This is a genomic window from Erwinia sp. TECH1, assembly GCF_054057575.1.
Window position 1 is genome coordinate 437,424 of the sequence record NZ_JBSRZK010000001.1, and the last position, 26,230, is coordinate 463,653.

General features: G+C 55.0%; 22 protein-coding genes, 4 tRNA genes, 1 other RNA gene and 1 riboswitch. Of the genes, 19 read left to right on the forward strand and 8 right to left on the reverse strand.

What is annotated here, in order from left to right; all coding sequences use genetic code 11:
• Positions 1-83: 83 nt before the first annotated feature.
• The 15 genes from ACVWZ0_RS01910 to rpoC all read left to right on the forward strand — a co-directional run bounded on the left by ACVWZ0_RS01910 (position 84) and on the right by rpoC (position 14,861).
• On the forward strand, positions 84-320 hold the full coding sequence (locus ACVWZ0_RS01910) for a hypothetical protein (RefSeq protein ID WP_253456297.1): 237 nt from the start codon (positions 84-86) through the stop codon (positions 318-320).
• Between the two features lie 17 nt (positions 321-337).
• A tRNA-Thr gene (locus ACVWZ0_RS01915) sits at positions 338-413 on the forward strand.
• Positions 414-425: 12 nt separating this feature from the next.
• Positions 426-510, forward strand: a tRNA-Tyr gene (locus tag ACVWZ0_RS01920).
• 38 nt (positions 511-548) lie between these two features.
• A non-coding RNA gene (locus ACVWZ0_RS01925) (RtT sRNA) lies at positions 549-644 on the forward strand.
• Between the two features lie 318 nt (positions 645-962).
• Positions 963-1,037 (forward strand) — tRNA-Gly (locus ACVWZ0_RS01930).
• A gap of 6 nt (positions 1,038-1,043) precedes the next feature.
• A tRNA-Thr gene (locus ACVWZ0_RS01935) sits at positions 1,044-1,119 on the forward strand.
• A 113-nt stretch (positions 1,120-1,232) separates the two neighbouring features.
• Positions 1,233-2,417, forward strand: a complete 1,185-nt coding sequence (tuf, locus tag ACVWZ0_RS01940; protein WP_253456294.1) for an elongation factor Tu — start codon at positions 1,233-1,235, stop codon at positions 2,415-2,417.
• Between the two features lie 229 nt (positions 2,418-2,646).
• On the forward strand, positions 2,647-3,030 hold the full coding sequence (gene secE, locus ACVWZ0_RS01945) for a preprotein translocase subunit SecE (RefSeq protein WP_253456291.1): 384 nt from the start codon (positions 2,647-2,649) through the stop codon (positions 3,028-3,030).
• Between the two features lies 1 nt (position 3,031).
• A complete protein-coding gene (gene nusG / locus ACVWZ0_RS01950; RefSeq protein ID WP_024966040.1) occupies positions 3,032-3,577 on the forward strand; it encodes a transcription termination/antitermination protein NusG in 546 nt (181 codons plus the stop codon).
• Between the two features lie 163 nt (positions 3,578-3,740).
• Positions 3,741-4,169, forward strand: a complete 429-nt coding sequence (gene rplK, locus ACVWZ0_RS01955; RefSeq protein ID WP_125290943.1) for a 50S ribosomal protein L11 — start codon at positions 3,741-3,743, stop codon at positions 4,167-4,169.
• 3 nt (positions 4,170-4,172) lie between these two features.
• Complete coding sequence (gene rplA / locus ACVWZ0_RS01960) at positions 4,173-4,877, forward strand: 50S ribosomal protein L1 (RefSeq protein WP_125290944.1); 705 nt, start codon at positions 4,173-4,175, stop codon at positions 4,875-4,877.
• Between the two features lie 414 nt (positions 4,878-5,291).
• Entirely contained in the window at positions 5,292-5,789 is a 498-nt protein-coding gene (gene rplJ / locus ACVWZ0_RS01965; protein ID WP_125290945.1) for a 50S ribosomal protein L10, read from the forward strand.
• Positions 5,790-5,848: 59 nt separating this feature from the next.
• On the forward strand, positions 5,849-6,214 hold the full coding sequence (rplL, locus tag ACVWZ0_RS01970) for a 50S ribosomal protein L7/L12 (protein WP_253456287.1): 366 nt from the start codon (positions 5,849-5,851) through the stop codon (positions 6,212-6,214).
• 320 nt (positions 6,215-6,534) lie between these two features.
• Positions 6,535-10,563 carry a DNA-directed RNA polymerase subunit beta gene (gene rpoB / locus ACVWZ0_RS01975; protein ID WP_253456284.1) on the forward strand — a complete coding sequence of 1,343 codons (4,029 nt, stop codon included), beginning with the start codon at positions 6,535-6,537 and terminating at the stop codon, positions 10,561-10,563.
• A gap of 77 nt (positions 10,564-10,640) precedes the next feature.
• Positions 10,641-14,861, forward strand: coding sequence for a DNA-directed RNA polymerase subunit beta' (gene rpoC / locus ACVWZ0_RS01980; protein ID WP_125290948.1), 4,221 nt, complete (start codon positions 10,641-10,643; stop codon positions 14,859-14,861).
• 779 nt (positions 14,862-15,640) lie between these two features.
• Here the strand turns inward: rpoC and ACVWZ0_RS01985 are convergent.
• The gene (locus ACVWZ0_RS01985; RefSeq protein WP_253456282.1) at positions 15,641-15,775 is read right to left on the reverse strand and encodes a DUF1127 domain-containing protein; all 135 of its coding nucleotides are present in this window, start codon (positions 15,773-15,775) and stop codon (positions 15,641-15,643) included.
• A gap of 532 nt (positions 15,776-16,307) precedes the next feature.
• Between ACVWZ0_RS01985 and ACVWZ0_RS01990 the strand changes: the two genes are divergently transcribed.
• Positions 16,308-17,336, forward strand: a complete 1,029-nt coding sequence (locus tag ACVWZ0_RS01990) for a glycosyltransferase family 32 protein (RefSeq protein WP_253456279.1) — start codon at positions 16,308-16,310, stop codon at positions 17,334-17,336.
• A 56-nt stretch (positions 17,337-17,392) separates the two neighbouring features.
• Here ACVWZ0_RS01990 and thiH read toward each other — a convergent pair whose 3' ends face one another.
• The 7 genes from thiH to rsd all read right to left on the reverse strand — a co-directional run bounded on the left by thiH (position 17,393) and on the right by rsd (position 23,571).
• Positions 17,393-18,514, reverse strand: coding sequence for a 2-iminoacetate synthase ThiH (gene thiH / locus ACVWZ0_RS01995; RefSeq protein WP_253456277.1), 1,122 nt, complete (start codon positions 18,512-18,514; stop codon positions 17,393-17,395).
• Complete coding sequence (locus tag ACVWZ0_RS02000; RefSeq protein ID WP_253456274.1) at positions 18,511-19,287, reverse strand: thiazole synthase; 777 nt, start codon at positions 19,285-19,287, stop codon at positions 18,511-18,513. The genes thiH and ACVWZ0_RS02000 overlap by 4 nt, the downstream gene beginning before the upstream one ends.
• 1 nt (position 19,288) lies before the next feature.
• On the reverse strand, positions 19,289-19,489 hold the full coding sequence (thiS, locus tag ACVWZ0_RS02005) for a sulfur carrier protein ThiS (RefSeq protein WP_253456271.1): 201 nt from the start codon (positions 19,487-19,489) through the stop codon (positions 19,289-19,291).
• On the reverse strand, positions 19,473-20,234 hold the full coding sequence (locus ACVWZ0_RS02010) for a HesA/MoeB/ThiF family protein (protein WP_253461160.1): 762 nt from the start codon (positions 20,232-20,234) through the stop codon (positions 19,473-19,475). Before ACVWZ0_RS02010 ends, thiS begins: the two co-directional genes overlap by 17 nt.
• Positions 20,227-20,871 carry a thiamine phosphate synthase gene (gene thiE, locus ACVWZ0_RS02015; RefSeq protein ID WP_253456268.1) on the reverse strand — a complete coding sequence of 215 codons (645 nt, stop codon included), beginning with the start codon at positions 20,869-20,871 and terminating at the stop codon, positions 20,227-20,229. Before thiE ends, ACVWZ0_RS02010 begins: the two co-directional genes overlap by 8 nt.
• The gene (gene thiC, locus ACVWZ0_RS02020; RefSeq protein WP_253456266.1) at positions 20,871-22,802 is read right to left on the reverse strand and encodes a phosphomethylpyrimidine synthase ThiC; all 1,932 of its coding nucleotides are present in this window, start codon (positions 22,800-22,802) and stop codon (positions 20,871-20,873) included. The genes thiE and thiC overlap by 1 nt, the downstream gene beginning before the upstream one ends.
• A gap of 75 nt (positions 22,803-22,877) precedes the next feature.
• A riboswitch (TPP riboswitch) is annotated at positions 22,878-22,978 on the reverse strand.
• An 89-nt stretch (positions 22,979-23,067) separates the two neighbouring features.
• Positions 23,068-23,571 carry a sigma D regulator gene (rsd, locus tag ACVWZ0_RS02025; RefSeq protein ID WP_253456264.1) on the reverse strand — a complete coding sequence of 168 codons (504 nt, stop codon included), beginning with the start codon at positions 23,569-23,571 and terminating at the stop codon, positions 23,068-23,070.
• A 73-nt stretch (positions 23,572-23,644) separates the two neighbouring features.
• On the opposite strand from rsd, the gene nudC reads away from it, so the two are divergent.
• Genes nudC through nfi form a run of 3 tightly spaced genes read left to right on the forward strand, consistent with a single transcriptional unit; the run spans position 23,645 to position 26,196 of the window.
• Complete coding sequence (gene nudC / locus ACVWZ0_RS02030) at positions 23,645-24,418, forward strand: NAD(+) diphosphatase (RefSeq protein ID WP_253456262.1); 774 nt, start codon at positions 23,645-23,647, stop codon at positions 24,416-24,418.
• 39 nt (positions 24,419-24,457) lie between these two features.
• Entirely contained in the window at positions 24,458-25,525 is a 1,068-nt protein-coding gene (hemE, locus tag ACVWZ0_RS02035) for a uroporphyrinogen decarboxylase (RefSeq protein ID WP_125290957.1), read from the forward strand.
• 2 nt (positions 25,526-25,527) lie between these two features.
• A complete protein-coding gene (gene nfi, locus ACVWZ0_RS02040) occupies positions 25,528-26,196 on the forward strand; it encodes a deoxyribonuclease V (RefSeq protein WP_125290958.1) in 669 nt (222 codons plus the stop codon).
• Positions 26,197-26,230 lie beyond the last annotated feature (34 nt).

The window sequence follows — 26,230 nt, forward strand, 5'->3', positions numbered from 1 at the left end:
GGGGCGGAATCAGAAGGAAAAATAAAAACGACCAACGCAAACGTAACGGCGACCGCATTTATTGAAAAATAAACGCGCGCTTTATGAAAACGACAGCGAAAACAGCAGCCGATTCGCTTTGCGCAGGCGCCAGGGGAATGCTGCTGGACAAACAGAGAAAGAAATCGCCGCTTTTGCGCTGGCTAAAAAATAGCAATATCGTCGCTTCTTTGTACGGTTCCGTTGACGGGCAGCAAGATTTTGCGAAGAATTGCACAAATAACAGCCATAAGAACTTTTATCGCAATTTTTTTGTTGCATCCCGCCGCCACACTTCCTAGAATGCGCACCACTTGATGCCGGCTTAGCTCAGTTGGTAGAGCAACTGACTTGTAATCAGTAGGTCACCAGTTCGATTCCGGTAGCCGGCACCATCAAGTACCCCAGGTGGGGTTCCCGAGCGGCCAAAGGGAGCAGACTGTAAATCTGCCGTCATCGACTTCGAAGGTTCGAATCCTTCCCCCACCACCATTAATACTGCTTGCAGTGTTAATGAGAGGCAGAAACTTCCAGATTCCCCATGGGGAAGGATGAGAAGCTTCGACCTCGAAGGTTTGACCCGGCAGGGCAAGGAACAGTGTGACTTAATCCTTCCCCCACCACCATTAATATCGTTCGCGATGTTAATGAGAGGCAGAGTTTTTCAGCTTCCCCACTGGGAAGGACGAGAAGCTTCGACCTCGAAGGTTTGAACCGAAGGGCACGGAACGCAGTGACGTGAATCCTTCCTGTAAAGAAGCACCTATTCAGTCCTGACGTTTAACGGCTGAAGCCAGATGAAAGCAACAGCGTTCATCAACAGATTTTAGACTGAGCTCAAGCACAGTCGGAGTCATCAAGCAAATGCGGGTTGACTCGAAGAGCAGAAAAGCGTTTCTGTTGTTCACAAGCTACAGACAGAACAGGTAGCCGAGTTCCAGGATGCGGGCATCGTATAATGGCTATTACCTCAGCCTTCCAAGCTGATGATGCGGGTTCGATTCCCGCTGCCCGCTCCAAGCCGTGCTGATATGGCTCAGTTGGTAGAGCGCACCCTTGGTAAGGGTGAGGTCCCCAGTTCGACTCTGGGTATCAGCACCACTTCTAAATCTCCCTCCCTGATTCTTCTCTGTGCGTTAAAATTCAACAGTTCAGGCAATGCCTGGTTGATGTGGTGATATCACCGATTTATCCGTGTCTTAGAGGGACAAGCGATGTCTAAAGAAAAATTTGAACGTTCCAAACCGCACGTCAACGTTGGTACTATCGGCCACGTTGACCACGGTAAAACTACCCTGACTGCTGCTATCACCACCGTTCTGGCTAAAACCTACGGCGGTTCTGCTCGTGCATTCGACCAGATCGATAACGCGCCAGAAGAAAAAGCTCGTGGTATCACCATCAACACTTCTCACGTTGAATATGACACCCCGTCTCGCCACTACGCGCACGTTGACTGCCCTGGCCACGCCGACTATGTGAAAAACATGATCACCGGTGCTGCGCAGATGGACGGCGCTATCCTGGTTGTTGCTGCGACTGACGGCCCAATGCCGCAGACCCGTGAGCACATCCTGCTGGGCCGTCAGGTTGGCGTTCCTTACATCATCGTGTTCCTGAACAAGTGTGACATGGTTGATGACGAAGAGCTGCTGGAGCTGGTTGAGATGGAAGTACGTGACCTGCTGTCACAGTACGACTTCCCTGGCGACGACACCCCAATCGTTCACGGTTCCGCGCTGAAAGCGCTGGAAGGCGACGCCGAGTGGGAAGCGAAAATCATCGAGCTGGCCGGTCACCTGGATAACTACATCCCGGAACCAGAGCGCGCAATCGACAAGCCGTTCCTGCTGCCAATCGAAGACGTATTCTCCATCTCCGGTCGTGGTACCGTTGTTACCGGTCGTGTAGAGCGCGGTATCGTTAAAGTCGGCGAAGAAGTTGAAATCGTTGGTATCAAAGATACCGTGAAATCAACCTGTACCGGCGTTGAGATGTTCCGTAAGCTGCTGGACGAAGGCCGTGCGGGCGAGAACTGTGGTATCCTGCTGCGCGGTATCAAGCGCGAAGATATCCAGCGTGGCCAGGTTCTGGCTAAGCCAGGCACCATCAAGCCACACACTCAGTTCGAGTCTGAGGTTTACATCCTGTCCAAAGACGAAGGCGGCCGTCATACTCCGTTCTTCAAAGGCTACCGTCCACAGTTCTACTTCCGTACAACTGACGTGACCGGTACCATCGAACTGCCGGAAGGCGTTGAGATGGTTATGCCAGGCGACAACATCAAAATGGTTGTTACCCTGATCCACCCAATCGCAATGGACGACGGTCTGCGTTTCGCAATCCGCGAAGGTGGTCGTACCGTTGGCGCGGGTGTTGTTGCTAAAGTTATCGCTTAATCGCTGATAATATTTGACGCAACGCACAAGAAGAGGGCATCATTTGATGCCCTTTTTGCACGCTGTAACATAGAACCTGGCTCATCAGTGATTTTCAACCATAATCATTGCTGAGGCAGGCTCTGTAGCACGGCGTTATATGCCGAGTTTCGCCTGAGCGCATTATTCGGTTCGGTTGCCGCGTATTACGGGGCAAAATAGTTTCTGATCTATTGTGGCAGGTTGGTTTATGAGTGCTAATACCGAAGCTCAAGGGAGCGGGCGTGGACTGGAAACGGTAAAGTGGTTAGTGGTGGCGCTGCTGCTGCTCGTGGCCGTGGTTGGCAACTACTACTATCGTGAAGTCACCCTCCCGCTGCGCGCGCTGGCCGTTGTAATCCTGATCGCAGCAGCAGGTGGCATTGCGCTGCTGACGACGAAGGGCAAAGCAACCCTGGCTTTTGCCCGCGAAGCGCGCACAGAAGTTCGCAAGGTTATTTGGCCGACTCGTCAGGAAACGTTGCATACCACGTTAATCGTTGCCGCGGTTACTGCCGTGATGTCACTGATTTTGTGGGGACTGGATGGTATTCTGGTCCGTCTGGTATCGTTTATCACTGGCCTGAGGTTCTGAGATGTCTGAAGCTCCAAAAAAGCGCTGGTACGTCGTTCAGGCGTTTTCCGGCTTTGAAGGCCGTGTAGCCCAGTCGCTGCGCGAGCATATCAAATTACATAACATGGAAGAGCTTTTTGGCGACGTCATGGTGCCAACCGAAGAAGTGGTTGAAATCCGTGGCGGTCAGCGTCGCAAAAGCGAACGCAAGTTCTTCCCGGGCTATGTTCTGGTACAAATGGTCATGAACGATGCAAGCTGGCACTTAGTGCGCAGCGTGCCGCGCGTCATGGGTTTCATTGGTGGTACATCCGATCGTCCGGCACCTATTAGCGATAAAGAAGTCGACGCGATCATGAACCGCCTGCAGTCTGCTGGCGATAAGCCACGTCCGAAAACCCTGTTTGAACCAGGTGAAATGGTCCGCGTTAACGACGGTCCGTTTGCCGACTTCAACGGTGTGGTGGAAGAAGTGGATTATGAAAAAAGCCGCCTGAAAGTTTCCGTTTCCATCTTTGGCCGCGCTACGCCGGTTGAGCTGGACTTTGGACAGGTTGAGAAAGGCTGATCGGTCTGCATAAAATGTAAGCCGATAACCAGAATAACGGTTGCGGAAGGCGCGAAATTGCCCTACAATTTCGCGCCTTTTGTTTTTATGCGCTGCTACAGCGCGTGAATATTAATTACGGGGAGCTCTTTGCCGAGCGATTGAACCCAATAGAGGAATTATCATGGCTAAGAAAGTACAAGCCTACGTCAAGCTGCAGGTTGCAGCCGGTATGGCAAACCCAAGTCCGCCAGTAGGTCCGGCACTGGGTCAGCAGGGCGTTAACATCATGGAATTCTGTAAAGCGTTTAACGCCAAAACAGAATCCGTTGAGAAAGGTCTGCCGATCCCGGTTGTTATTACCGTTTATTCTGACCGTTCTTTCACCTTCGTTACCAAAACGCCTCCGGCAGCTGTACTGCTGAAGAAAGCGGCGGGTATCAAGTCTGGTTCCGGCAAGCCGAACAAAGACAAAGTAGGTAAAGTATCACGCGCTCAGGTACGTGAAATCGCAGAAACCAAAGCTGCGGACATGACTGGTGCTGACGTTGAAGCGATGACTCGCTCAATCGAAGGTACTGCTCGTTCCATGGGCCTGGTGGTAGAGGACTAAGAAATGGCTAAGCTGACCAAGCGCATGCGCGTGATCCGTGACAAAGTTGATGCAACTAAACAGTATGACATCAACGAAGCTGTCGCTCTGCTGAAGGAACTGGCAACGGCCAAGTTCGTAGAAAGCGTTGACGTAGCAGTAAACCTGGGCATTGATGCTCGTAAATCTGACCAGAACGTGCGCGGTGCAACCGTACTGCCACACGGTACCGGTCGTTCAGTACGCGTTGCCGTATTTACCCAGGGCGCAAACGCTGAAGCTGCTAAAGCAGCTGGCGCAGAGCTGGTAGGTATGGAAGATCTGGCTGACCAGATCAAAAAAGGCGAAATGAACTTTGACGTGGTTATCGCCTCTCCGGATGCGATGCGCGTTGTTGGCCAGCTGGGCCAGGTTCTGGGCCCACGCGGTCTGATGCCAAACCCGAAAGTTGGCACCGTAACGCCAAACGTTGCTGAAGCGGTTAAAAACGCTAAAGCGGGCCAGGTTCGCTATCGTAACGACAAAAACGGCATCATCCATACCACTATCGGTAAGGTTGATTTCGAGTCCGATAAGCTGAAAGAAAACCTGGAAGCCCTGCTGGTTGCGCTGAAAAAAGCGAAACCTTCTCAGGCGAAAGGCGTTTTCATCAAGAAAGTTAGCATCTCCACCACTATGGGTGCGGGTGTGGCAGTTGATCAGGCTGGCCTGAACGCTGTAGCTAACTAATCTGCTTTACGCGGGCGAAATTTTCGACTAGAATCTTTGGCCCGTTGTTCTGTAAATATACAGAACCTCTATTTAAGTCAATCGGACCGAGACAAGGCGGCAAAGCAGTGAATCGCCGGGAGCATAGCCCGCTATGTAACTGGTGTGAACGAGAGCGGCCAACGCAGTATCCGAATGACGCAGAATAGACAGAATTTTCGGTTGGAGCCTGGCCTTATCCAGGCCTCCGTCCAAGACCGCAGGTGTTTCGAAAGGAACTTAATTTCCTGCGTAGACGGTGACAGAACCTGAAGAATATTTTTATAGTCTTTGCTGGATTCTGCTCACCGTGTTTGAGCGCCTGCTGACTTCGGTCGCAGGTGATGTGAGTTCCGGGGGAATCCTTCCCCGGTCAAAATCCAGGAGCAAAAGCTAATGGCATTAAATCTTCAAGACAAACAAGCGATTGTTGCTGAAGTCACCGAAGTAGCCAAAGGCGCGCTGTCTGCGGTAGTTGCGGATTCCCGCGGCGTGACCGTAGACAAAATGACTGAACTGCGTAAAGCAGGTCGTGAAGCTGGCGTTTACATGCGTGTTGTTCGCAACACCCTGCTGCGCCGCGTCGTTGAAGGAACTCAGTTTGAGATCCTGAAAGACACGTTTGTTGGTCCGACCCTGATTGCATACTCTATGGAACACCCGGGCGCTGCTGCTCGTCTGTTCAAAGAGTTCGCGAAAGCGAATGCAAAATTTGAGGTCAAAGCTGCGGCCTTTGAAGGTGAGCTGATCACGGCGGCGAATATCGACCGTCTGGCAACTCTGCCAACTTACGAAGAAGCGCTGGCACGTCTGATGTCGACCATGAAAGAAGCCGCTGCAGGCAAACTGGTCCGCACCCTGGCTGCCGTACGCGACGCGAAAGAAGCTGCTTAAGCTTTTTGCCCGTTGCACTTTAACGTATAAACTATTTCTGATTCACAGGAACAATTGTCATGTCTATCACTAAAGATCAAATTCTGGAAGCAGTAGCGGCTATGTCTGTAATGGACGTTGTTGAGCTGGTTTCCGCTATGGAAGAAAAATTCGGCGTTTCTGCTGCTGCTGCTGTAGCTGTTGCTGCAGGCCCGGCTGAAGCTGCTGAAGAAAAAACTGAGTTCGACGTTGTACTGAAAGCTATCGGCGCTAACAAAGTTGCCGTAATCAAAGCCGTACGTGGCGCAACTGGTCTGGGCCTGAAAGAAGCTAAAGACCTGGTTGAGTCTGCACCTGCTGCCCTGAAAGAAGGCATCAGCAAAGACGACGCAGAAGCTCTGAAGAAATCTCTGGAAGAAGCTGGCGCAGAAGTTGAAGTTAAATAAGCCAACCTTTCAGGTTGCAGCCTGAGTTAATCAGGCTGACGGCTGGTGACTTTTTGGTCACCAGCCTTTTTGCGCTGTAGAGCGTCAGTGGCGTTTCACACCGTTTAGTCACTGATTTGCTTAATGTCTTTTTCTATCGACGCCTTAATATATTGCTTTCCCGCAGGGTTCCCTGCCTTGCACGGCAACGAAATGATTTAAGAGTGATAGAAAGAGGTATTACGGAAGATGTTCATTCCGGCCCAACAAAATAGTGTTGCATGAACTGTCCCCCCTGGACGGACAGAGAGGTTCTACTTTTCAGCGAGCTGAGGAACCCTATGGTTTACTCCTATACCGAGAAAAAACGCATTCGTAAGGATTTTGGAAAACGTCCGCAGGTTCTGGACATTCCTTATCTCCTTTCTATCCAGCTTGACTCGTTCCAGAAGTTCATCGAGCAAGATCCGGAAGGTCAATATGGTCTGGAAGCGGCATTCCGTTCCGTATTCCCTATCCAAAGCTATAGCGGTAACTCTGAGCTGCAGTACGTCAGCTACCGTTTAGGCGAACCCGTCTTTGATGTTAAAGAGTGTCAGATCCGTGGCGTCACGTATTCTGCCCCTTTGCGCGTAAAACTGCGCCTGGTGATCTACGAGCGTGAAGCGCCGGAAGGCACCGTTAAAGACATCAAAGAGCAGGAAGTGTACATGGGCGAAATTCCGCTCATGACCGATAACGGTACCTTTGTGATCAACGGTACAGAACGCGTTATCGTTTCTCAGCTGCATCGTAGTCCTGGTGTCTTCTTTGACAGCGATAAGGGTAAAACCCACTCGTCGGGCAAAGTGCTGTATAACGCACGCATCATCCCTTACCGTGGTTCCTGGTTAGACTTCGAGTTTGACCCGAAAGACAACCTGTTCGTTCGTATTGACCGTCGCCGTAAGCTGCCAGCGACCATCATTCTGCGCGCGCTGAACTACACCACTGAGCAGATCCTTGACCTGTTCTTCGATAAAGTGGTGTATGAGATCCGCAACAACAAGCTGCAGATGGAACTGGTTCCTGAGCGCCTGCGCGGTGAGACTGCCTCCTTCGATATCGAAGCCAACGGTACTATTTACGTTGAGAAAGGCCGTCGCATTACAGCACGCCACATTCGTCAGCTGGAAAAAGATGGCGTTGAGCACATCGAAGTTCCGGTTGAATATATCGCGGGTAAAGTCGTCGCTAAAGATTACATCGACGAAAGCACCGGCGAACTGATCGTTGCCGCGAACATGGAGCTGTCGCTGGATCTGCTGGCCAAGCTGAGCCAGTCCGGCCACAAGCGCATTGAAACGCTGTTTACCAACGATCTGGATCACGGCCCGTACATCTCTGAGACCGTACGCGTCGACCCAACCACCGATCGCCTGAGCGCGCTGGTTGAGATCTACCGCATGATGCGTCCTGGCGAACCGCCAACGCGTGAAGCGGCTGAAAACCTGTTCGAGAACCTGTTCTTCTCGGAAGACCGCTACGATCTGTCAGCGGTTGGCCGTATGAAGTTCAACCGTTCTCTGCTGCGTGACGAGATCGAAGGTTCCGGTATCCTGAGCAAAGACGACATCATTGAAGTGATGAAGAAGCTCATCGGTATCCGTAACGGTATTGGCGAAGTGGATGATATCGACCACCTCGGCAACCGTCGTATCCGTTCCGTCGGCGAAATGGCTGAAAACCAGTTCCGTGTAGGTCTGGTTCGTGTTGAGCGTGCGGTGAAAGAACGTCTTTCCCTGGGCGATCTCGATACCCTGATGCCTCAGGATATGATCAACGCCAAGCCGATTTCTGCGGCAGTGAAAGAGTTCTTTGGTTCCAGCCAGCTGTCACAGTTTATGGACCAGAACAACCCGCTGTCTGAGATTACGCACAAGCGTCGTATCTCTGCACTTGGCCCGGGCGGTCTGACGCGTGAGCGTGCAGGCTTTGAAGTTCGAGACGTTCACCCGACTCACTACGGTCGCGTGTGCCCAATCGAAACGCCTGAAGGTCCAAACATCGGTCTGATCAACTCCCTGTCTGTTTATGCGCAGACCAACGAGTACGGTTTCCTGGAAACCCCATACCGTCGCGTTCGCGAAGGCGTGGTGACCGACGAAATTCATTACCTCTCTGCAATTGAAGAGGGTAACTACGTTATCGCTCAGGCAAACACCAACCTCGACGACGAAGGTCACTTCGTAGATGACCTGGTGACCTGCCGTAGCAAAGGCGAATCGAGCCTGTTCAGCCGCGACCAGGTTGACTACATGGACGTTTCCACCCAGCAAGTGGTTTCCGTCGGTGCGTCCCTGATCCCGTTCCTGGAGCACGATGACGCCAACCGCGCATTGATGGGTGCAAACATGCAACGTCAGGCGGTTCCGACTCTGCGCGCTGACAAGCCGCTGGTTGGTACCGGTATGGAACGCGCGGTAGCGGTTGACTCCGGTGTAACAGCCGTAGCGAAACGTGGTGGTACCGTTCAGTACGTGGATGCGTCCCGTATCGTTATTAAAGTTAACGAAGACGAGATGTACCCGGGCGAAGCCGGTATCGACATTTACAACCTGACCAAGTACACCCGTTCTAACCAGAACACCTGCATCAACCAGATGCCGTGTGTCAACCTGGGCGAGCCAATCGAGCGCGGTGACGTGCTGGCCGATGGTCCTTCAACGGATCTGGGCGAGCTGGCGCTGGGTCAGAACATGCGCGTCGCGTTCATGCCGTGGAACGGCTACAACTTCGAAGACTCCATTCTGGTCTCCGAGCGCGTGGTACAGGAAGATCGCTTCACCACTATCCATATTCAGGAACTCGCCTGTGTGTCTCGCGACACCAAGCTGGGGCCGGAAGAGATCACTGCTGATATCCCTAACGTGGGTGAAGCTGCGCTCTCCAAACTGGATGAATCCGGTATCGTTTATATCGGTGCGGAAGTGACCGGCGGCGACATTCTGGTTGGTAAGGTGACGCCTAAAGGCGAAACCCAGCTGACGCCAGAAGAGAAACTGCTGCGTGCCATCTTCGGTGAGAAAGCGTCTGACGTTAAAGACTCTTCTCTGCGCGTACCAAACGGCGTGTCCGGTACCGTTATCGACGTGCAGGTCTTTACCCGCGATGGCGTGGAAAAAGACAAGCGCGCGCTGGAAATCGAAGAGATGCAGCTGAAGCAGGCGAAGAAAGACCTGTCTGAAGAACTGCAGATCCTCGAAGCCGGCCTGTTCAGCCGTATCAACTACCTGCTGGTTTCCGGCGGCGTGGAAGCGGAAAAACTGGACAAGCTGCCGCGCGAGCGCTGGCTGGAACTGGGCCTGACCGACGAAGAAAAACAGAGTCAGCTGGAGCAGCTGGCGGAGCAGTACGACGAGCTGAAGCACGAGTTTGAGAAGAAACTCGAAGCGAAACGCCGCAAAATCACTCAGGGCGATGACCTGGCACCTGGCGTGCTGAAAATCGTTAAAGTGTATCTGGCCGTTAAACGTCAGATCCAGCCTGGTGACAAAATGGCAGGTCGTCACGGGAACAAAGGTGTTATCTCCAAGATCAACCCGATCGAAGATATGCCATACGATGAGAACGGCACGCCGGTCGATATCGTACTGAACCCGCTGGGCGTACCGTCACGTATGAACATTGGTCAGATTCTTGAAACCCACCTGGGTATGGCTGCTAAAGGCATCGGCGAGAAAATCAACGCCATGCTGAAAAAGCAGGAAGAAGTCTCCAAACTGCGTGAGTTTATTCAGCGCGCTTACGATCTGGGCACCGACGTGCGTCAGAAAGTAGACCTGAATACCTTCAGCGATGACGAAGTACTGCGTCTGGCAGAGAACCTGAAAAAAGGTATGCCAATCGCCACGCCAGTGTTTGACGGCGCGAAAGAGAGCGAGATCAAAGAGCTGCTGCAGCTCGGCGGCCTGCCTTCTTCCGGTCAGATTACCCTGTTTGATGGCCGTACCGGCGAGCAGTTTGAGCGTCAGGTTACCGTTGGCTACATGTACATGCTGAAACTCAACCACTTAGTGGATGACAAGATGCACGCGCGTTCTACCGGTTCTTACAGCCTCGTTACTCAGCAGCCGCTGGGTGGTAAGGCGCAGTTCGGTGGACAGCGCTTCGGTGAGATGGAAGTGTGGGCGCTGGAAGCATACGGCGCCGCCTATACCCTGCAGGAAATGCTGACCGTGAAGTCTGATGACGTCAACGGCCGTACCAAGATGTATAAAAACATCGTTGACGGCAACCATCAGATGGAACCGGGCATGCCGGAATCCTTCAACGTACTGTTGAAAGAGATCCGCTCGCTGGGTATTAACATCGAGCTGGAAGACGAGTAAGCACTCGAATTTGTACTGGTTACAGGACGCCCGGCCCCGGGCGTCCTGAGAAGTCTCACTCCGACGGGAGCTAATCCGTGAAAGACTTACTTAAGTTTCTGAAAGCGCAAACTAAGACCGAAGAGTTTGATGCGATCAAAATTGCGCTGGCTTCGCCAGACATGATCCGTTCCTGGTCTTTTGGTGAAGTTAAAAAGCCAGAAACCATTAACTACCGTACGTTCAAACCAGAACGTGACGGGCTTTTCTGTGCGCGTATTTTCGGGCCGGTAAAAGATTACGAATGCCTGTGCGGTAAGTACAAGCGTTTAAAACATCGCGGCGTAATCTGTGAGAAGTGTGGCGTTGAAGTTACACAGACCAAAGTTCGTCGTGAGCGTATGGGCCACATCGAGCTGGCTTCGCCGACTGCGCACATCTGGTTCCTGAAATCGCTGCCTTCGCGCATCGGTTTGCTGCTGGATATGCCGCTGCGTGACATCGAACGCGTGCTGTACTTCGAATCCTATGTGGTGGTTGAAGGCGGCATGACCAACCTTGAGCGCCGTCAGATCCTGACCGAAGAGCAGTATCTGGACGCGCTGGAAGAGTTCGGTGACGAATTCGACGCGAAAATGGGTGCGGAAGCGGTTCAGGCCCTGTTGAAAAACATGGATCTGGAGCAGGAATGCGAGCAGCTGCGTGAAGAGCTGAACGAAACCAATTCCGAAACCAAGCGTAAAAAGCTGACCAAGCGTATCAAGCTGCTGGAAGCGTTCGTGCAGTCTGGCAACAAGCCAGAGTGGATGATCCTGACCGTGCTGCCTGTACTGCCGCCGGATCTGCGTCCGCTGGTGCCGTTGGACGGCGGTCGTTTCGCTACTTCAGATCTGAACGATCTGTATCGTCGCGTTATCAACCGTAACAACCGTCTGAAGCGCCTGCTGGATCTGGCCGCACCTGACATCATCGTACGTAACGAAAAACGTATGCTGCAGGAAGCGGTCGATGCGCTGCTGGATAACGGCCGTCGCGGTCGTGCCATCACCGGCTCCAACAAGCGTCCTCTGAAATCTTTGGCCGATATGATCAAAGGTAAACAGGGTCGTTTCCGTCAGAACCTGCTGGGTAAACGCGTCGACTACTCTGGTCGTTCCGTTATCACCGTAGGGCCATACCTGCGTCTGCACCAGTGTGGTCTGCCGAAGAAAATGGCGCTGGAGCTGTTCAAACCGTTTATCTACGGCAAGCTGGAGCTGCGTGGTCTTGCTACCACCATCAAAGCCGCCAAGAAAATGGTTGAGCGTGAAGAAGCCGTCGTCTGGGATATCCTGGATGAAGTGATCCGCGAACACCCGGTCCTGCTGAACCGTGCGCCAACGCTGCACCGTCTGGGCATCCAGGCATTTGAGCCAGTGCTGATCGAAGGTAAAGCTATCCAGCTGCACCCGCTGGTCTGTGCGGCTTATAACGCCGACTTCGATGGTGACCAGATGGCTGTTCACGTGCCGCTGACGCTGGAAGCCCAGCTGGAAGCGCGTGCGCTGATGATGTCTACCAACAACATCCTGTCACCTGCGAACGGCGAGCCAATCATCGTTCCTTCACAGGACGTTGTACTGGGTCTGTACTACATGACCCGCGACTGTGTTAACGCCAAAGGCGAAGGCATGGTGCTGACCGGTCCAAAAGAAGCCGAGCGTATTTACCGCGCTGGCCTGGCGTCTCTGCACGCTCGCGTTAAGGTGCGTATCACCGAGCACGAGAAAAACGAGCAGGGCGAATGGACCTCAAAAACCAGCCTGATCGATACCACGGTTGGTCGTGCCATCCTGTGGATGATCGTGCCGAAAGGCCTGCCTTACTCCATCGTCAACCAGGCGCTGGGTAAGAAAGCGATCTCCAAGATGCTGAACACCTGTTACCGCATCCTGGGCCTGAAGCCAACGGTTATCTTTGCTGACCAGACCATGTACACCGGTTTTGCCTACGCGGCACGCTCTGGTGCGTCTGTAGGTATCGACGACATGGTGATCCCAGAGAAAAAAGTTGAGATCATCAGCGAAGCGGAAACCGAAGTGGCCGAGATCCAGGAGCAGTTCCAGTCTGGTCTGGTTACCGCGGGCGAACGCTACAACAAAGTGATCGATATCTGGGCTGCGGCCAACGAACGCGTTGCGAAAGCGATGATGGAAAACCTCTCTACCGAAGTCGTCATTAACCGTGACGGTGAAGAAGAGCGCCAGGTTTCCTTCAACAGCATCTTTATGATGGCCGACTCCGGTGCTCGTGGTTCTGCTGCGCAGATCCGTCAGCTGGCCGGTATGCGTGGCCTGATGGCTAAGCCAGATGGCTCCATCATCGAGACGCCAATTACCGCGAACTTCCGTGAAGGTCTGAACGTACTCCAGTACTTCATCTCGACCCACGGTGCTCGTAAAGGTCTTGCGGATACCGCACTGAAAACCGCGAACTCCGGTTACCTGACTCGTCGTCTGGTAGACGTAGCGCAGGATCTGGTGGTGACCGAGGACGACTGTGGCACGCACGAAGGCATCATGATGACTCCGGTTATCGAAGGTGGCGACGTGAAAGAACCGCTGCGCGAACGCGTACTGGGTCGTGTTACCGCAGAAGACGTGCTGAAGCCGGGTACGGCCGACATCCTGCTGCCACGCAACACCCTGCTGCACGAACAGCAGTGTGACCTGTTGGAAGAGCATTCTGTCGACAGCCTGAAAGTCCGCTCCGTAGTAAGTTGTGAAACTGACTTCGGCGTGTGCGCCCACTGTTATGGACGCGATCTGGCGCGTGGTCACATCATCAACAAAGGTGAGGCCATCGGCGTTATCGCAGCACAGTCCATCGGTGAGCCGGGTACTCAGCTGACCATGCGTACGTTCCACATCGGTGGTGCGGCATCGCGTGCGGCTGCTGAATCCAGCATTCAGGTGAAGAACAAAGGTACCATTAAACTCTCTAACGCCAAGTCGGTTACCAACTCCGCTGGCAAACTGGTTATCACCTCGCGTAACACCGAGCTGAAAATGATCGATGAATTCGGTCGTACCAAAGAGAGCTATAAGGTTCCTTACGGTTCTACCATGGCGAAAGGCGACGGCGAGCAGGTTGCAGCGGGCGAGACCGTAGCAAACTGGGATCCGCACACCATGCCGGTTATCACCGAAGTGAGCGGTTTCGTCCGCTTTACCGACATGATCGACGGCCAGACCATTACCCGCCAGACGGATGACCTGACCGGTCTGTCTTCTCTGGTGATCCTGGACAGCGCAGAGCGTACGTCCGGCGGTAAAGATCTGCGTCCTGCGCTGAAAATCGTTGATGCCAACGGCAATGATGTGATGATCCCAGGCTCCGATATGCCTGCTCAGTACTTCCTGCCGGGTAAAGCGATTGTGCAGCTGGAAGACGGCGTGAAAATCAGCTCGGGTGATACCCTGGCTCGTGTTCCGCAGGAATCCGGCGGTACCAAGGACATCACCGGTGGTCTGCCACGCGTTGCTGACCTGTTCGAAGCGCGTCGTCCGAAAGAGCCAGCAATCCTGGCGGAGATCAGCGGTATTATCTCCTTCGGTAAAGAGACCAAAGGCAAGCGTCGTCTGGTGATTACGCCGGTTGACGGTAGCGATCCGTACGAAGAGATGATCCCGAAATGGCGTCAGCTGAACGTGTTCGAAGGTGAACGCGTAGAGCGCGGTGACGTGGTTTCCGATGGCCCAGAGTCTCCACATGACATTCTGCGTCTGCGTGGCGTGCATGCGGTGACCCGTTACATCACTAACGAAGTGCAGGAAGTTTACCGCCTGCAGGGCGTTAAGATTAACGATAAGCACATCGAAGTCATCGTTCGTCAGATGCTGCGTAAAGCAACCATTGCAAGCGCGGGCAGCTCCGACTTCCTGGACGGCGAGCAGGTTGAAGTTTCACGCGTTAAGATTTCTAACCGTGAGCTGGAAGCCAACGGCAAAATCGCAGCGACCTATATGCGCGATCTGCTGGGTATCACCAAAGCGTCACTGGCGACCGAGTCCTTCATCTCCGCCGCTTCCTTCCAGGAAACGACGCGCGTACTGACCGAAGCAGCCGTTGCGGGCAAACGCGACGAACTGCGCGGCCTGAAAGAGAACGTAATCGTGGGTCGTCTGATCCCAGCCGGTACCGGTTACGCTTATCACCAGGATCGTATGCGCCGTAAAGCGGCAGGCGAAGCGCCTGTAGTTCCTCAGGTCACGGCCGACGAAGCGTCTGCCAGCCTGGCAGAACTGCTGAACGCGGGTCTGGGCGGCAACGACGATTAATCGTCTTTCCTGCTGACCGTAAAAACCCCACTTCGGTGGGGTTTTTTTATGCCTGAAATTTGAGGATGGGTCAGTCAGCGTCGGGATGTGGCCGTAAAAAAGCCGCCCCGGAGAGCGTTACCTATTATTCTTCAGTCAACGCCATGGCGTATGGCCGTAAAAAAGCCGCCCCGGAGAGCGGCTTGCGGCCTGACTGCTCTGATTTACGTTAAACAGGATATGGATATTCGACAGGTGAATTTGCCAGGCTCCTTTTCCGCTTAACATCAGCGCCATGAATAACGTGACTAAAAAAGTCCGTGGCGTTTTTTCATGGAAGATTCCCTTCTCAGGAGCCGCACTGCCCACCGGAACGCTGCAAACGAAACAAGCAGTGTGATTGACTTGTTTTTCGCGGTATCACAGAACCCGTTCCCTGAGTCCGGTGCCCTGCGGCAACAGGTGAAACGGCCCCGACGCAACGATAACAGCTACGACAATGAACAACATTTTATTATTGAAGAGATGCGAGTTATCACGCAGTAAGAAAGAAGTTGTTCCAGGTTATTACATGCGATAAGTGACGAAGCATGCAGAATCATCAAGTACTAAAAATTGGATAAAAATACGCTGGTTTTTTATACTTTATGACGATATATTGACCGGGTGGTTGACTTGTATTCGCATACCATCAGTACCTTTCAGAGCAGGACGGCAATCCTCTTCTGAAATAAAGAACCCCGCGCTGGCGGGGTTTTTTATTACTGAATACCCTGCATCCGTGGTTCGGCTGACCCGTTTTACCTGTATCGCTTAATGTCATCGCCGGTTAACCCGATATCTTTCAGCTGCGCATCGCTTAATCGCGCTAATATTTTACGGCTGTATACCTCCTGTCGCCAGGCCAGCCAGAGCCGCCGCGCCAGGCTGAACATCAGTACAAAGGGCGATGCTTTAAAAGGCTGCTCGCCGCCGTCTTACAATATTTTCCTGTGGCATCTGCTTTACCCGTCCGCAGGGCGGCTATCGAAGCGGCGCTACCTGATTTGTTGGTGAAGTAGCAAGAGGCGGGCCCGCGAGGGAAAACTGACGGGCCCGGACGCTTTTTCTCCAGCGTCGGCAGCGATTCTGGCAGCTTTAACAGGGCCAGTCATAACAAGAGTGGATTTATGGAAGTCGTGCCGCATATTTATCAGGCGCATTCATTTTTACGTTAAAAAATAAAAAGTAAGCGAAAACTAATTTTTTATTTATAAGATTTTTCACAGGTGGCTATTTTAAATCTTCATTGATTTATATTTTTGCTTCTCATTTCTTCCCTGAGCTTTCTCTTAAATCTATTAATGGCAATGTCTTAATATTGAGATGTTTATCTCACCTTGCTAAATTAATACAAATTCCCGCTGCCGGATACGCCGCGCTTTCCATTTGTCGCTCAGCACTGTCAGCCAGCTGCTGTGAGGTATTATGAATAAAAATAAGATAAAGGCCATGGTGCGCCCGGCGCTGAAAAATGCGGTTTCGCTACGCCTGCGTATAGAAAAAGCCTTATTAAAAAGGAAAAAATTAGCGGAATACAATCCTGCTCTGGAACAGGATATGGATATCGTTATTCATAACAGAACGCCCGGCGAAATTCCTGAACGGGTCTGGATGTTCTGGGCCGGCTCGACGCTGCCAAAGGAAATCCAGAGCTTTGTTGATAAGGTTGCGCGAGAGAACCCGGACTGGTCAGTAACGGTAGTGAATGACAGTAATCTGTCGCACTATCTGCCGGAGCTGGTCTTTACGCGGCAGGACATGCTGGTTGCCCACAGAAGCGACGTTATTCGCCTGGAGCTGCTGTATAAATATGGCGGCGTTTGGATGGATGCAAGCGTAATACTAAACCGCACGCTGGATGAATTTCTGGCGGTCAACGGCAACAGCCGTTATGACATGGTCGCCTTTTATCGCGATGTCTCCACTGTCGATCGGCGCTATCCGGTGATTGAAACCTGGTTTATGGCCGCCCCGAAAAAGAACCCGTTTATTGCAAGCTGGCTGCGCTATTTCCGCCCGATTATTACGCTGGGCGCGGCAGACATGTTTAAGCAGCTTCAACAGCTGCCCAATTATCAGGAACTGGTACAGAAAATTACCGATCCGCAATACCTTATTCTGAATATTACGCAGCAGCAGGCGCTGCGTGAATATAATGAGTACAACCTTTATTTAAGAAAGTGCGAGGCCAACGCGCTTTATTATCAGCGTCTGGTAAGCTGGGACGCCGTACAGCTTAGCCGGATGCTGATGATCGATCGCCTGCCGGATGTTCTGCCGCCTATCGTTAAGCTGACCGGGCTGGATCGGAAATACCTAAGCACTAATTTACGCTATGGCGCGGTAAATAAAGACAGCCTGTTGGGACAGGTGCTGTTTGCGGATGCGCCGGACAGAATGCCGGACATGCCGGATATGCCGATGCCCGGTATATCCGGCAGCGCAGGCGCTTAGGCTCCTCTGAACCAGGCAGGAGACGCAGGTCTTCTCGGTCCCGGTAGCGCAGGCGCTCAGGCTCTTCCCAGCCAGCTGTCCCAGTCTTTCCAGACCGGCTGCATGCCGGCACGGATCAGCGCTTCGGCTACCTGCCGCGGATGGCGATTATCGTGCGGCGAGAACTGTTCCAGCTCGCTTTGCGTCTCGGCGTAGCCGCCAGGCTGCGTTTTTGAGAAGGCGCTGATCGTATTGATCGCCAGCGGCACCACCTTGTCACGGAACTGCGGCGATTCGCGCGTTGACAGCGACTGCTCCACTTCCGGCGCAAACAGACGAAACGCGCAGATAACCTGTACCAGCTGGGCCTCATCCATGACTGAAGCAGGCTGAATGCCGCCAGCGCAGGGGCGCAAGCGAGGGAAAGCCACTGAATAGCGGCTTTGCCAGTACGTTTTCTGTAGCCAAAGCAGATGTTCCGCCATCATATAACAGTCGGCGCGCCAGCTGTCAGAAAGGCCGATCAGCGCGCCCAGCCCGATCTTATCGATCCCCGCGCGTCCCAGCCTGTCCGGCGTTTCCAGGCGAAAGAAAAAGTCCTGCTTGTTGCCTTTCAGATGGTGCTGACCATACACCGTTGGATGATAGGTTTCCTGATAGACCAGCACGCCATCCAGCCCCAGCGTTTTCAGCTCCGCATACTCCTGCTGGCCCAGCGGCTGCACTTCCATCATCAGCGAGCTGAAATGCGCGCGGATGGCGGGAAGATGACGGCGAAAATAATCCATCCCAACTTTCGCCTGATGCTCACCGGTGACCAGCAGCAGCTGATCGAAGCCCATCGCCCGGATCGCCAGGCACTCGCGCTCGATCTCCTGCGCATCCAGCGTCTTACGCTTGATCCGGTTGCTCATAGAGAAGCCGCAATAGGTGCAGTCGTTGGCGCACAGGTTGGAGAGATAAAGCGGAACGAAGAGGTTTACGGCATGGCCGAAGCGCTGGCGCGTCAACAATTGCGCCTTACGGGCCATCGGTTCCAGCCAGGCCTGCGCGGCAGGCGAAAGCAGCGCCATCAGCTCCTCGCGGCCAACGACAGACGCATTCAGCGCCCGCTTCACGTCAGCCGAAGTTTTGCTGTTGATGCGCAGGCGGATATCGTCCCAGTCCAGCTGCTCCCACTGTGAGACGAAGCTTTTCATGGCGTCACTCCGCTTTGCAAAAAGCTGGTCAGCGGGCTGGTGGCGACGGCCTGCTGCTGCTGACTGCCCAGGCCGCTTTGCCGCGCCAGTTCGCCCGCTTCTACAGCGAGGCGGAAAGCGCGCGCCATCTGCACAGGATCGCGAGCAGAGGCCATGGCGGTATTCACCAGCACCGCATCGGCGCCCATTTCCAGCGCTTCACTGGCGTGGCTGGGCGCGCCAATGCCTGCGTCAATCACCACCGGGACGCTGGCCTGCTCGATAATAATCGTCAGCAAATCCCGGGTTTTCAGCCCCTGATTGCTGCCAATCGGCGCGCCAAGCGGCATCACGGCGGCACAGCCCGCTTCTTCAAGCCTTCTGCACAGTACCGGATCGGCATGGCAGTAGGGCAGCACGGTGAAGCCTTCCCGCACCAGGGTTTCCGCCGCCTTCAGCGTTTCGACGGCATCGGGCAGCAGATAACGCACGTCGGGATGGATTTCCAGCTTCACCCAGCTCGTGCCCAGCGCTTCCCGCGCCAGGCGCGCGGCAAAAATGGCTTCCTCGGCGGTTTTCGCGCCGGAAGTATTGGGAAGAAGCTGCACGCCCAGCTGACGTAAAGGCGCCAGAATGCCGTCGTCGCCGCCGCGTAAATCCACGCGTTTCATCGCCATTGTCACCAGCTGCGTGCCGGATTCCCGAAGTGCATTGAGCATCACGGCAGGGCTGGAGAACTTACCTGTGCCGGTAAACAGCCGGGAAAAAAAGGTTTTATCAGCAATCTGTAGCATATTAACCTCCGGCGATAGCCTGGAAAATCACCAGGTTGTCGCCTTCCTGTAAAAGATGAGTGTCCCAGCGATCCCGCGGCACAATCTGCTGATTGACAGCCAGCGCGGTGCCAGAGTGGCTATGGGCAAGCTGCGCCAGCAGCGCGGTCAGCGTCAGCGGCGCGACAAAAACGTGCGGCTCATCATTAATGATGATGTTCACGATGGCCTCCGCATACCGGGCAGCCGGGGCTGCGCTCAAGGTCAAGCGTGCGCCAGGCCTGCGTTTTGCCGTCAAACAGCCGCAGCTTGCCGTCCAGCGCCGACGGCTGGCCGGCCAGCATCTTCAACGCTTCCAGCGCCTGCAGCGTGCCCATCACGCCGACCACCGGGCCGAGAACGCCTGCGGTGCGGCAGTTGCGCTGCGGCTCCGCTTTATCGGGCCACAGGCAGCAGTAGCAGCCACGCCGGAAAGGCGGGGTGATCGCCAGCAGCTGGCCGCCGAAACCGACCGCGCTGGCGCTGATCAGCGGCGTGCTGGCTGCGACGCAGGCGGCATTCACGGCGTGACGCGTCTGCATGTTGTCGCTGCAGTCCAGCACCAGATCGACCCGCTGCGCCGTTTCCTGCAGCGTGGCGGCATCCATACGCTGCTCAAGCGCTATAAACTCGACCTGAGGATTCAGCGCCTGCAAACGATCCTTCGCCAGCGTGGCCTTTGGCTGGCCGATATCGCTGCTGCGGTAGAGGATTTGACGCTGCAAATTGCTGATATGCACCCTGTCGTCATCGGCCAGCAGCAGCTTGCCCACGCCGGCTGCGGCAAGATACGTCGCAGCCGGCGAGCCTAAGCCGCCCAGGCCGACAATCAGCACGCTGGCCGCCAGCAGCTTTTCCTGCGCCTGCGGGCCAAACTCCTCCAGCAGCAGCTGGCGGCTGTAACGCATAAAATCGCCGTCGCTAAGCATCAAGCGGCCCTCCGCTTCCTGCCAGCGCCAGCAGCTGCGCGGTGGCGGCCTGCCAGTCTGCCGCCTGGGTAATGGCACTGACCACGGCGATACTGCCGACGCCGGTTGCCAGCACGTCTGGCGCCCGCGCCAGCGAGATGCCGCCGATAGCCACGGTTGAGACGTTCTGCAGGCGCCCGACATGCCGCTTCAGCTCCTGAAGCCCCTGAGGTGAAGAGGGCATAGCTTTAGTTTGCGTAGGAAAGACGTGTCCCAGCGCGATGTAGGATGGGCGCTCGGCCAGCGCGCGATCCAGTTCCGCGTCATCATGCGTGGATAACCCCAGCCGCAGCCCGGCGCGGTGGATCGCATCCAGATCGGCAATAGCCAGATCTTTTTGGCCCAGGTGTACGCCATAGGCGCCATGCTGAATCGCCAGCCGCCAGTAATCGTTGATAAACAGACGGGCCTGATAGCGTTTACCTAACTCGATGGCCGCGGCGATATCCTGTTCCACCGCCGCTTCCGGCAGATCTTTAATGCGCAGCTGGATAGTGCGCACGCCAGCCGCCAGCAAACGCTCGATCCAGATGACGCTGTCCACCACCGGATAAAGCCCCAGCCTGGCTGCCGTCAGGGGAAAAGCGCTACGGCTCATTATTTTTCCTCCTGCGTTAAGGCATCCATGGCATGGTAAAGCTCGCCGCCACGACGGCGGAACGTCTCTGACATCTCCGCCATGCCGATCGCTATCGGCTCTGCTTCCGCTTCCTGTTTTGCTGCGTATTCGCGGACTTCCTGGGTGATTTTCATCGAGCAGAATTTCGGGCCGCACATGGAGCAGAAGTGGGCAACCTTACCGGACTCCTGCGGCAGCGTTTCATCGTGGAAAGCGCGTGCGGTATGCGGATCCAGCGCCAGGTTGAACTGATCTTCCCAGCGGAATTCAAAACGCGCTTTCGACATGGCGTTGTCACGGATCTGCGCGCCGGGATGGCCTTTGGCAAGATCCGCCGCGTGGGCCGCGATCTTGTAGGTAATCAAACCTTGTTTGACATCTTCTTTATTCGGCAGGCCCAGATGTTCTTTCGGCGTAACGTAGCAGAGCATGGCGCAGCCGAACCAGCCAATCATCGCCGCGCCGATGCCGGAGGTAAAATGGTCGTAGCCAGGCGCGATATCGGTAGTCAGCGGGCCAAGCGTATAGAAAGGCGCCTCGTGGCAGTGTTCGAGCTGCTCGGTCATATTGCGTCTGATCATTTGCATCGGCACGTGTCCCGGCCCTTCAATCATCACCTGCACGTCATATTCCCAGGCGATTTTCGTCAGCTCGCCCAGCGTGCGCAGCTCGGCAAACTGCGCCTCGTCGTTGGCATCCTGTATTGAGCCAGGACGCAGGCCGTCACCCAGCGACAGCGAGACGTCGTAAGCGGCGCAGATCTCGCAAATGTCACTGAAGCGTTCGTAGAGAAAGCTTTCACGATGATGCGACAGGCACCACTTCGCCATAATGGAGCCGCCGCGCGAAACGATGCCGGTCAGGCGTTTCGCCGTCATCGGCACATAGCGCAGCAGCACGCCGGCATGGATGGTGAAGTAATCCACGCCCTGCTCAGCCTGCTCCAGCAGTGTGTCGCGGAATATTTCCCAGTTGAGGTCTTCCGCCACGCCGTTGACTTTTTCCAGCGCCTGATAGATCGGCACCGTACCAATCGGCAGCGGGCTGTTGCGCAGGATCCACTCGCGGGTTTCATGGATATTTCGCCCGGTGGAGAGGTCCATCACCGTATCCGCTCCCCAGCGTGCCGACCAGACCAGCTTTTCGACCTCTTCTTCAATCGAAGAACTGACCGCAGAGTTGCCGATATTGGCGTTGATCTTCACCAGGAAATTGCGGCCGATAATCATCGGCTCCGATTCAGGATGGTTGATATTGGCCGGGATAATCGCGCGTCCGGCAGCCACTTCCTGACGAACAAACTCGGCGGTGATATTTTCCGGCAGCCGCGCGCCAAAATCCTGTCCCGGATGCTGCTGCAACAGCACCTCGCTGCGAACGCGCTCGCGGCCCATGTTTTCGCGCAGCGCGATAAATTCCATTTCCGGCGTGATAATGCCCTGGCGCGCGTAGTGCAGCTGCGTGACGCGGCGACCAGCCTGGGCGCGGCGCGGCCGCGGCAGATTCTCAAAGCGCAGATGATCAAGCCCTTCGTCCGCCAGACGCTGCTGCGTATAAACGGAGCTTAATTGCTCAATCGGTTGCGTATCGGCGCGCTCTGCAATCCAGCTTTCCCGCAGCCTGGCGATACCGGCACGCACGTCAATAGCGGCGTCGGGATCGCCATAAGGGCCGGCGGTATCGTAAACCGGCACCGGTTCGTTTTCTTCAAACTGTGGATTGTCTTTGCCGCCGCCGGTCAGGGTGGGCGAGAGCTGAATTTCACGCATGGGAACGCGCAGATCGGCTCGCGAACCGGTCAGATAAATGCGTCTGGAATTGGGGAAAGCAGTGCCCTGTAAAGCAGCGATAAACTGCTGCGCTTCAGCGCGCTGTTCGCGGCGGTTGGATTTCTTAACCTGGGTAGACATAGCAAGTTCCTGACTTAAGGGAAATTTGCTTGTCCGGAGTTCGGAGGAGTAAGCGCAGAGCCGATGGCCCTGACCTGGATCTTTACTCTTGTTCCCTTCGCAGGTTCTAACCTGATCAGGTTCCGCGGATCCCGAATTAACGGTCTCAGCCCCGAGGGGCACTCCGACAAGAAGAAGTCTGGCTTTCGCCAGAGGCAATCATGCGATTGCCTTTTCAGCATAAAGGGGCGTTATGGAAAGCTCAAGGGATTAAACAGTTAACTTTTCAGGCAGGACGAGCCATCGCAGAGTCATTAGCGGCGGACTTATCCGCATACTTCTCCAGCGCCAGCTGAATAAATTTATCTTCCAGGGTGAAGCGGGCTTCCAGCGCTTCGCCGACGATCGACAGCGCCTGCTGGAACTCCAGATAGTTATCGTGATCGATGGCGTTTTCCAGATGGGCGTCGTAAATCGCCATAATCTGTTCGGTATTCGCCTGTAGCGAAGGATAAATCAGCGCCGCTTTGGCCAGCTGGTCGGTGCCTTCCATTTCCTGAATAAACCGTTCGTACGCCGTGAAGTGGCCGGTTGAGAGATAATCAACCAGGCTTTGACAGAAGTTATCCAGCGCCTCTTCGTCGAGCGTAGTCAGCGATTCTTTGTTAGGCTTCATGCCAACCATTTGATAATAAGCAACTAACAACTGCTTGCGTGAGTGAAGGCAAAAGTCTACCAGTTCGCTGCATCCGCCTACGCGTGAGGCCAAAACTTCCAGCTGGTCAAGCATGAGTGACTCCAAAAGTGTTATTTTAACTGTCTATCCCAATCCGGTAAGTGCGTGAAGTGAGGATGAGCAATTTATGGAACTTGAGATTTCAAGCGTAGACGCTGGCTGGTGGATTGTCAGCCATGAACAGAAACTTTGGCTGCCAAAAGGTCAATTACCGTACGGAAACGCACAAGATTTAGGCCTGGCCGGCTCGAAAGGCGCGCTGATTGGCGAATGGCAGGGCGAACCTGTACGGCTGATTAGCGAAAATCGTCCGGAAGGGATGGCGTCGCTGCGGCAGCTGCTCGATCAGGATCCCGCCCTGTTTCAGCTGGCGGGACGCGGCATCCAGCTGGCCGAATTTTATCGCTCGCATCAGTGGTGCGGCTACTGTGGACACGCGATGCATCGCAGCAAAACGGAATGGGCCTGCCTGTGTGGCCACTGCCGCCAGCGCTATTATCCGCAAATTGCGCCCTGCATCATCGTGGCCATTCGTCGCGGCGATGAAATCCTGCTGGCTCAGCATACCCGACACCGCAACGGCATCTACACGGTGCTGGCGGGTTTTGTGGAGGTAGGCGAAACGCTGGAGCAAACCGTAGCGCGCGAGGTGATGGAGGAGAGCGGCATCAAGGTGAAAAACCTGCGCTATGTTTCCTCGCAGCCCTGGCCTTTCCCGCAGTCATTGATGATGGCGTTTATGGCCGACTACGACAGCGGCGAGATCAACATTGATCCCAAAGAGCTGCTGGATGCCAACTGGTATCGCTACGACGCCTTGCCACAGCTGCCGCCGGCGGGAACGGTGGCCCGTCGGCTGATAGAAGACACCGTCGCGCTCTGCCGCGCCGCTGCGGAATAACTGATATACTGTGCGTCTGAATGAAAAAGAGTCCTGAAGATGAGTGAACTGAAGAACGATCGTTATTTGCGTGCTCTGCTGCGTCAGCCGGTAGACGTTACGCCCGTATGGATGATGCGTCAGGCCGGACGGTATTTGCCGGAGTACAAGGCGACGCGCGCCCAGGCCGGCGACTTTATGTCGCTGTGTAAAAATGCTGAGCTGGCCTGTGAAGTCACGCTGCAACCGCTGCGTCGCTACGCGCTGGATGCGGCGATCCTCTTCTCTGATATCCTGACCATCCCTGATGCGATGGGGCTGGGACTCTATTTTGAAGCTGGCGAAGGCCCGCGCTTCTCCTCGCCTGTGACCTGCCGTGCGGACGTCGAAAAACTGCCCGTGTTCGATCCCGAACAGGAGCTGGGCTACGTGATGAATGCGGTGCGCACCATTCGTAAAAATTTACAGGGCGCGGTGCCGCTGATCGGTTTTTCCGGCAGTCCGTGGACGCTGGCGACCTACATGGTGGAAGGTGGCAGCAGTAAGGCCTTCACTAAACTGAAAAAAATGATGTATGCCGAGCCGGAAACCCTGCATCTGATGCTGGATAAGCTGGCCGACAGCGTTACGCTCTATCTGAACGCACAGATCCGCGCGGGCGCGCAGTCGGTGATGATTTTCGACACCTGGGGCGGCGTGCTGACCGGGCGCGACTATTTGCAGTTCTCCCTGCACTACATGCATAAAATCGTCGATGGCCTGCAGCGTGAAAACGACGGTCGCCGCGTGCCCGTGACGCTGTTTACCAAGGGCGGCGGCCAGTGGCTGGAAGCGATGGCGGAAACCGGCTGCGACGCGCTTGGTCTGGACTGGACCACCGATATTGGCGAGGCGCGTCGACGCGTTGGCCATAAAGTGGCGCTGCAGGGCAACATGGATCCTTCTATGCTTTATGCCACGCCTGCCCGTATTGAGCAGGAAGTGGCGGGCATTCTTCAGGGCTTCGGCAACGGCACGGGCCACGTGTTCAACCTGGGTCACGGCATTCATCAGGATGTCCCGCCGGAACACGCGGGTGCTTTTGTGGAGGCCGTCCACAAACTGTCAGGACAGTATCACCAGGATTAATTATGGATATACAGGCATTAAAGCAGGAACAGACGACGCGTGCGGCGGAAGTGGTACGCGCTGATGATTTTGACGTAATGCCACCGCGCTATATCGCCGGGGCGGACGTGGGGTTTGAGCAGGGCGGCGAGGTCACGCGCGCCGCGCTGGTGCTGTTGGAGTATCCGTCGCTGAAGCTTATTGAGCATCGCGTCGCGCGGATAGCCACCACCATGCCTTATATCCCCGGCTTTCTCTCGTTTCGCGAATATCCCGCTCTGCTGGCCGCCTGGGAGCAGCTGGAGCAAAAACCCGATCTGCTGTTTGTCGACGGTCAGGGCATCGCGCATCCGCGCCGTCTTGGCGTCGCCAGCCACTTTGGCCTGCTGGTGGATGTGCCGACTATTGGCGTGGCGAAACGCCGGCTATGCGGCAAGTTCGAGCCGTTAGGCGACGAGCCGGGCTCCCGACAGCCGCTGATCGACAAAGGCGAGCAGATTGGCTGGGTGCTGCGCAGCAAAAAACGCTGCAATCCGCTGTTTATTTCGCCGGGCCACCGCGTCAGTAACGATACGGCGCTGCACTGGGTGGAGACCTGCCTGCAGGGCTACCGTTTGCCGGAACCGACGCGCTGGGCCGATGCCGTGGCGTCCAACCGGCCCGCTTTCGCCCGTCTCGGCATCCCGCTATAACGGTGTGAGGCGCCGGCTTTTCGGTTACACTGCA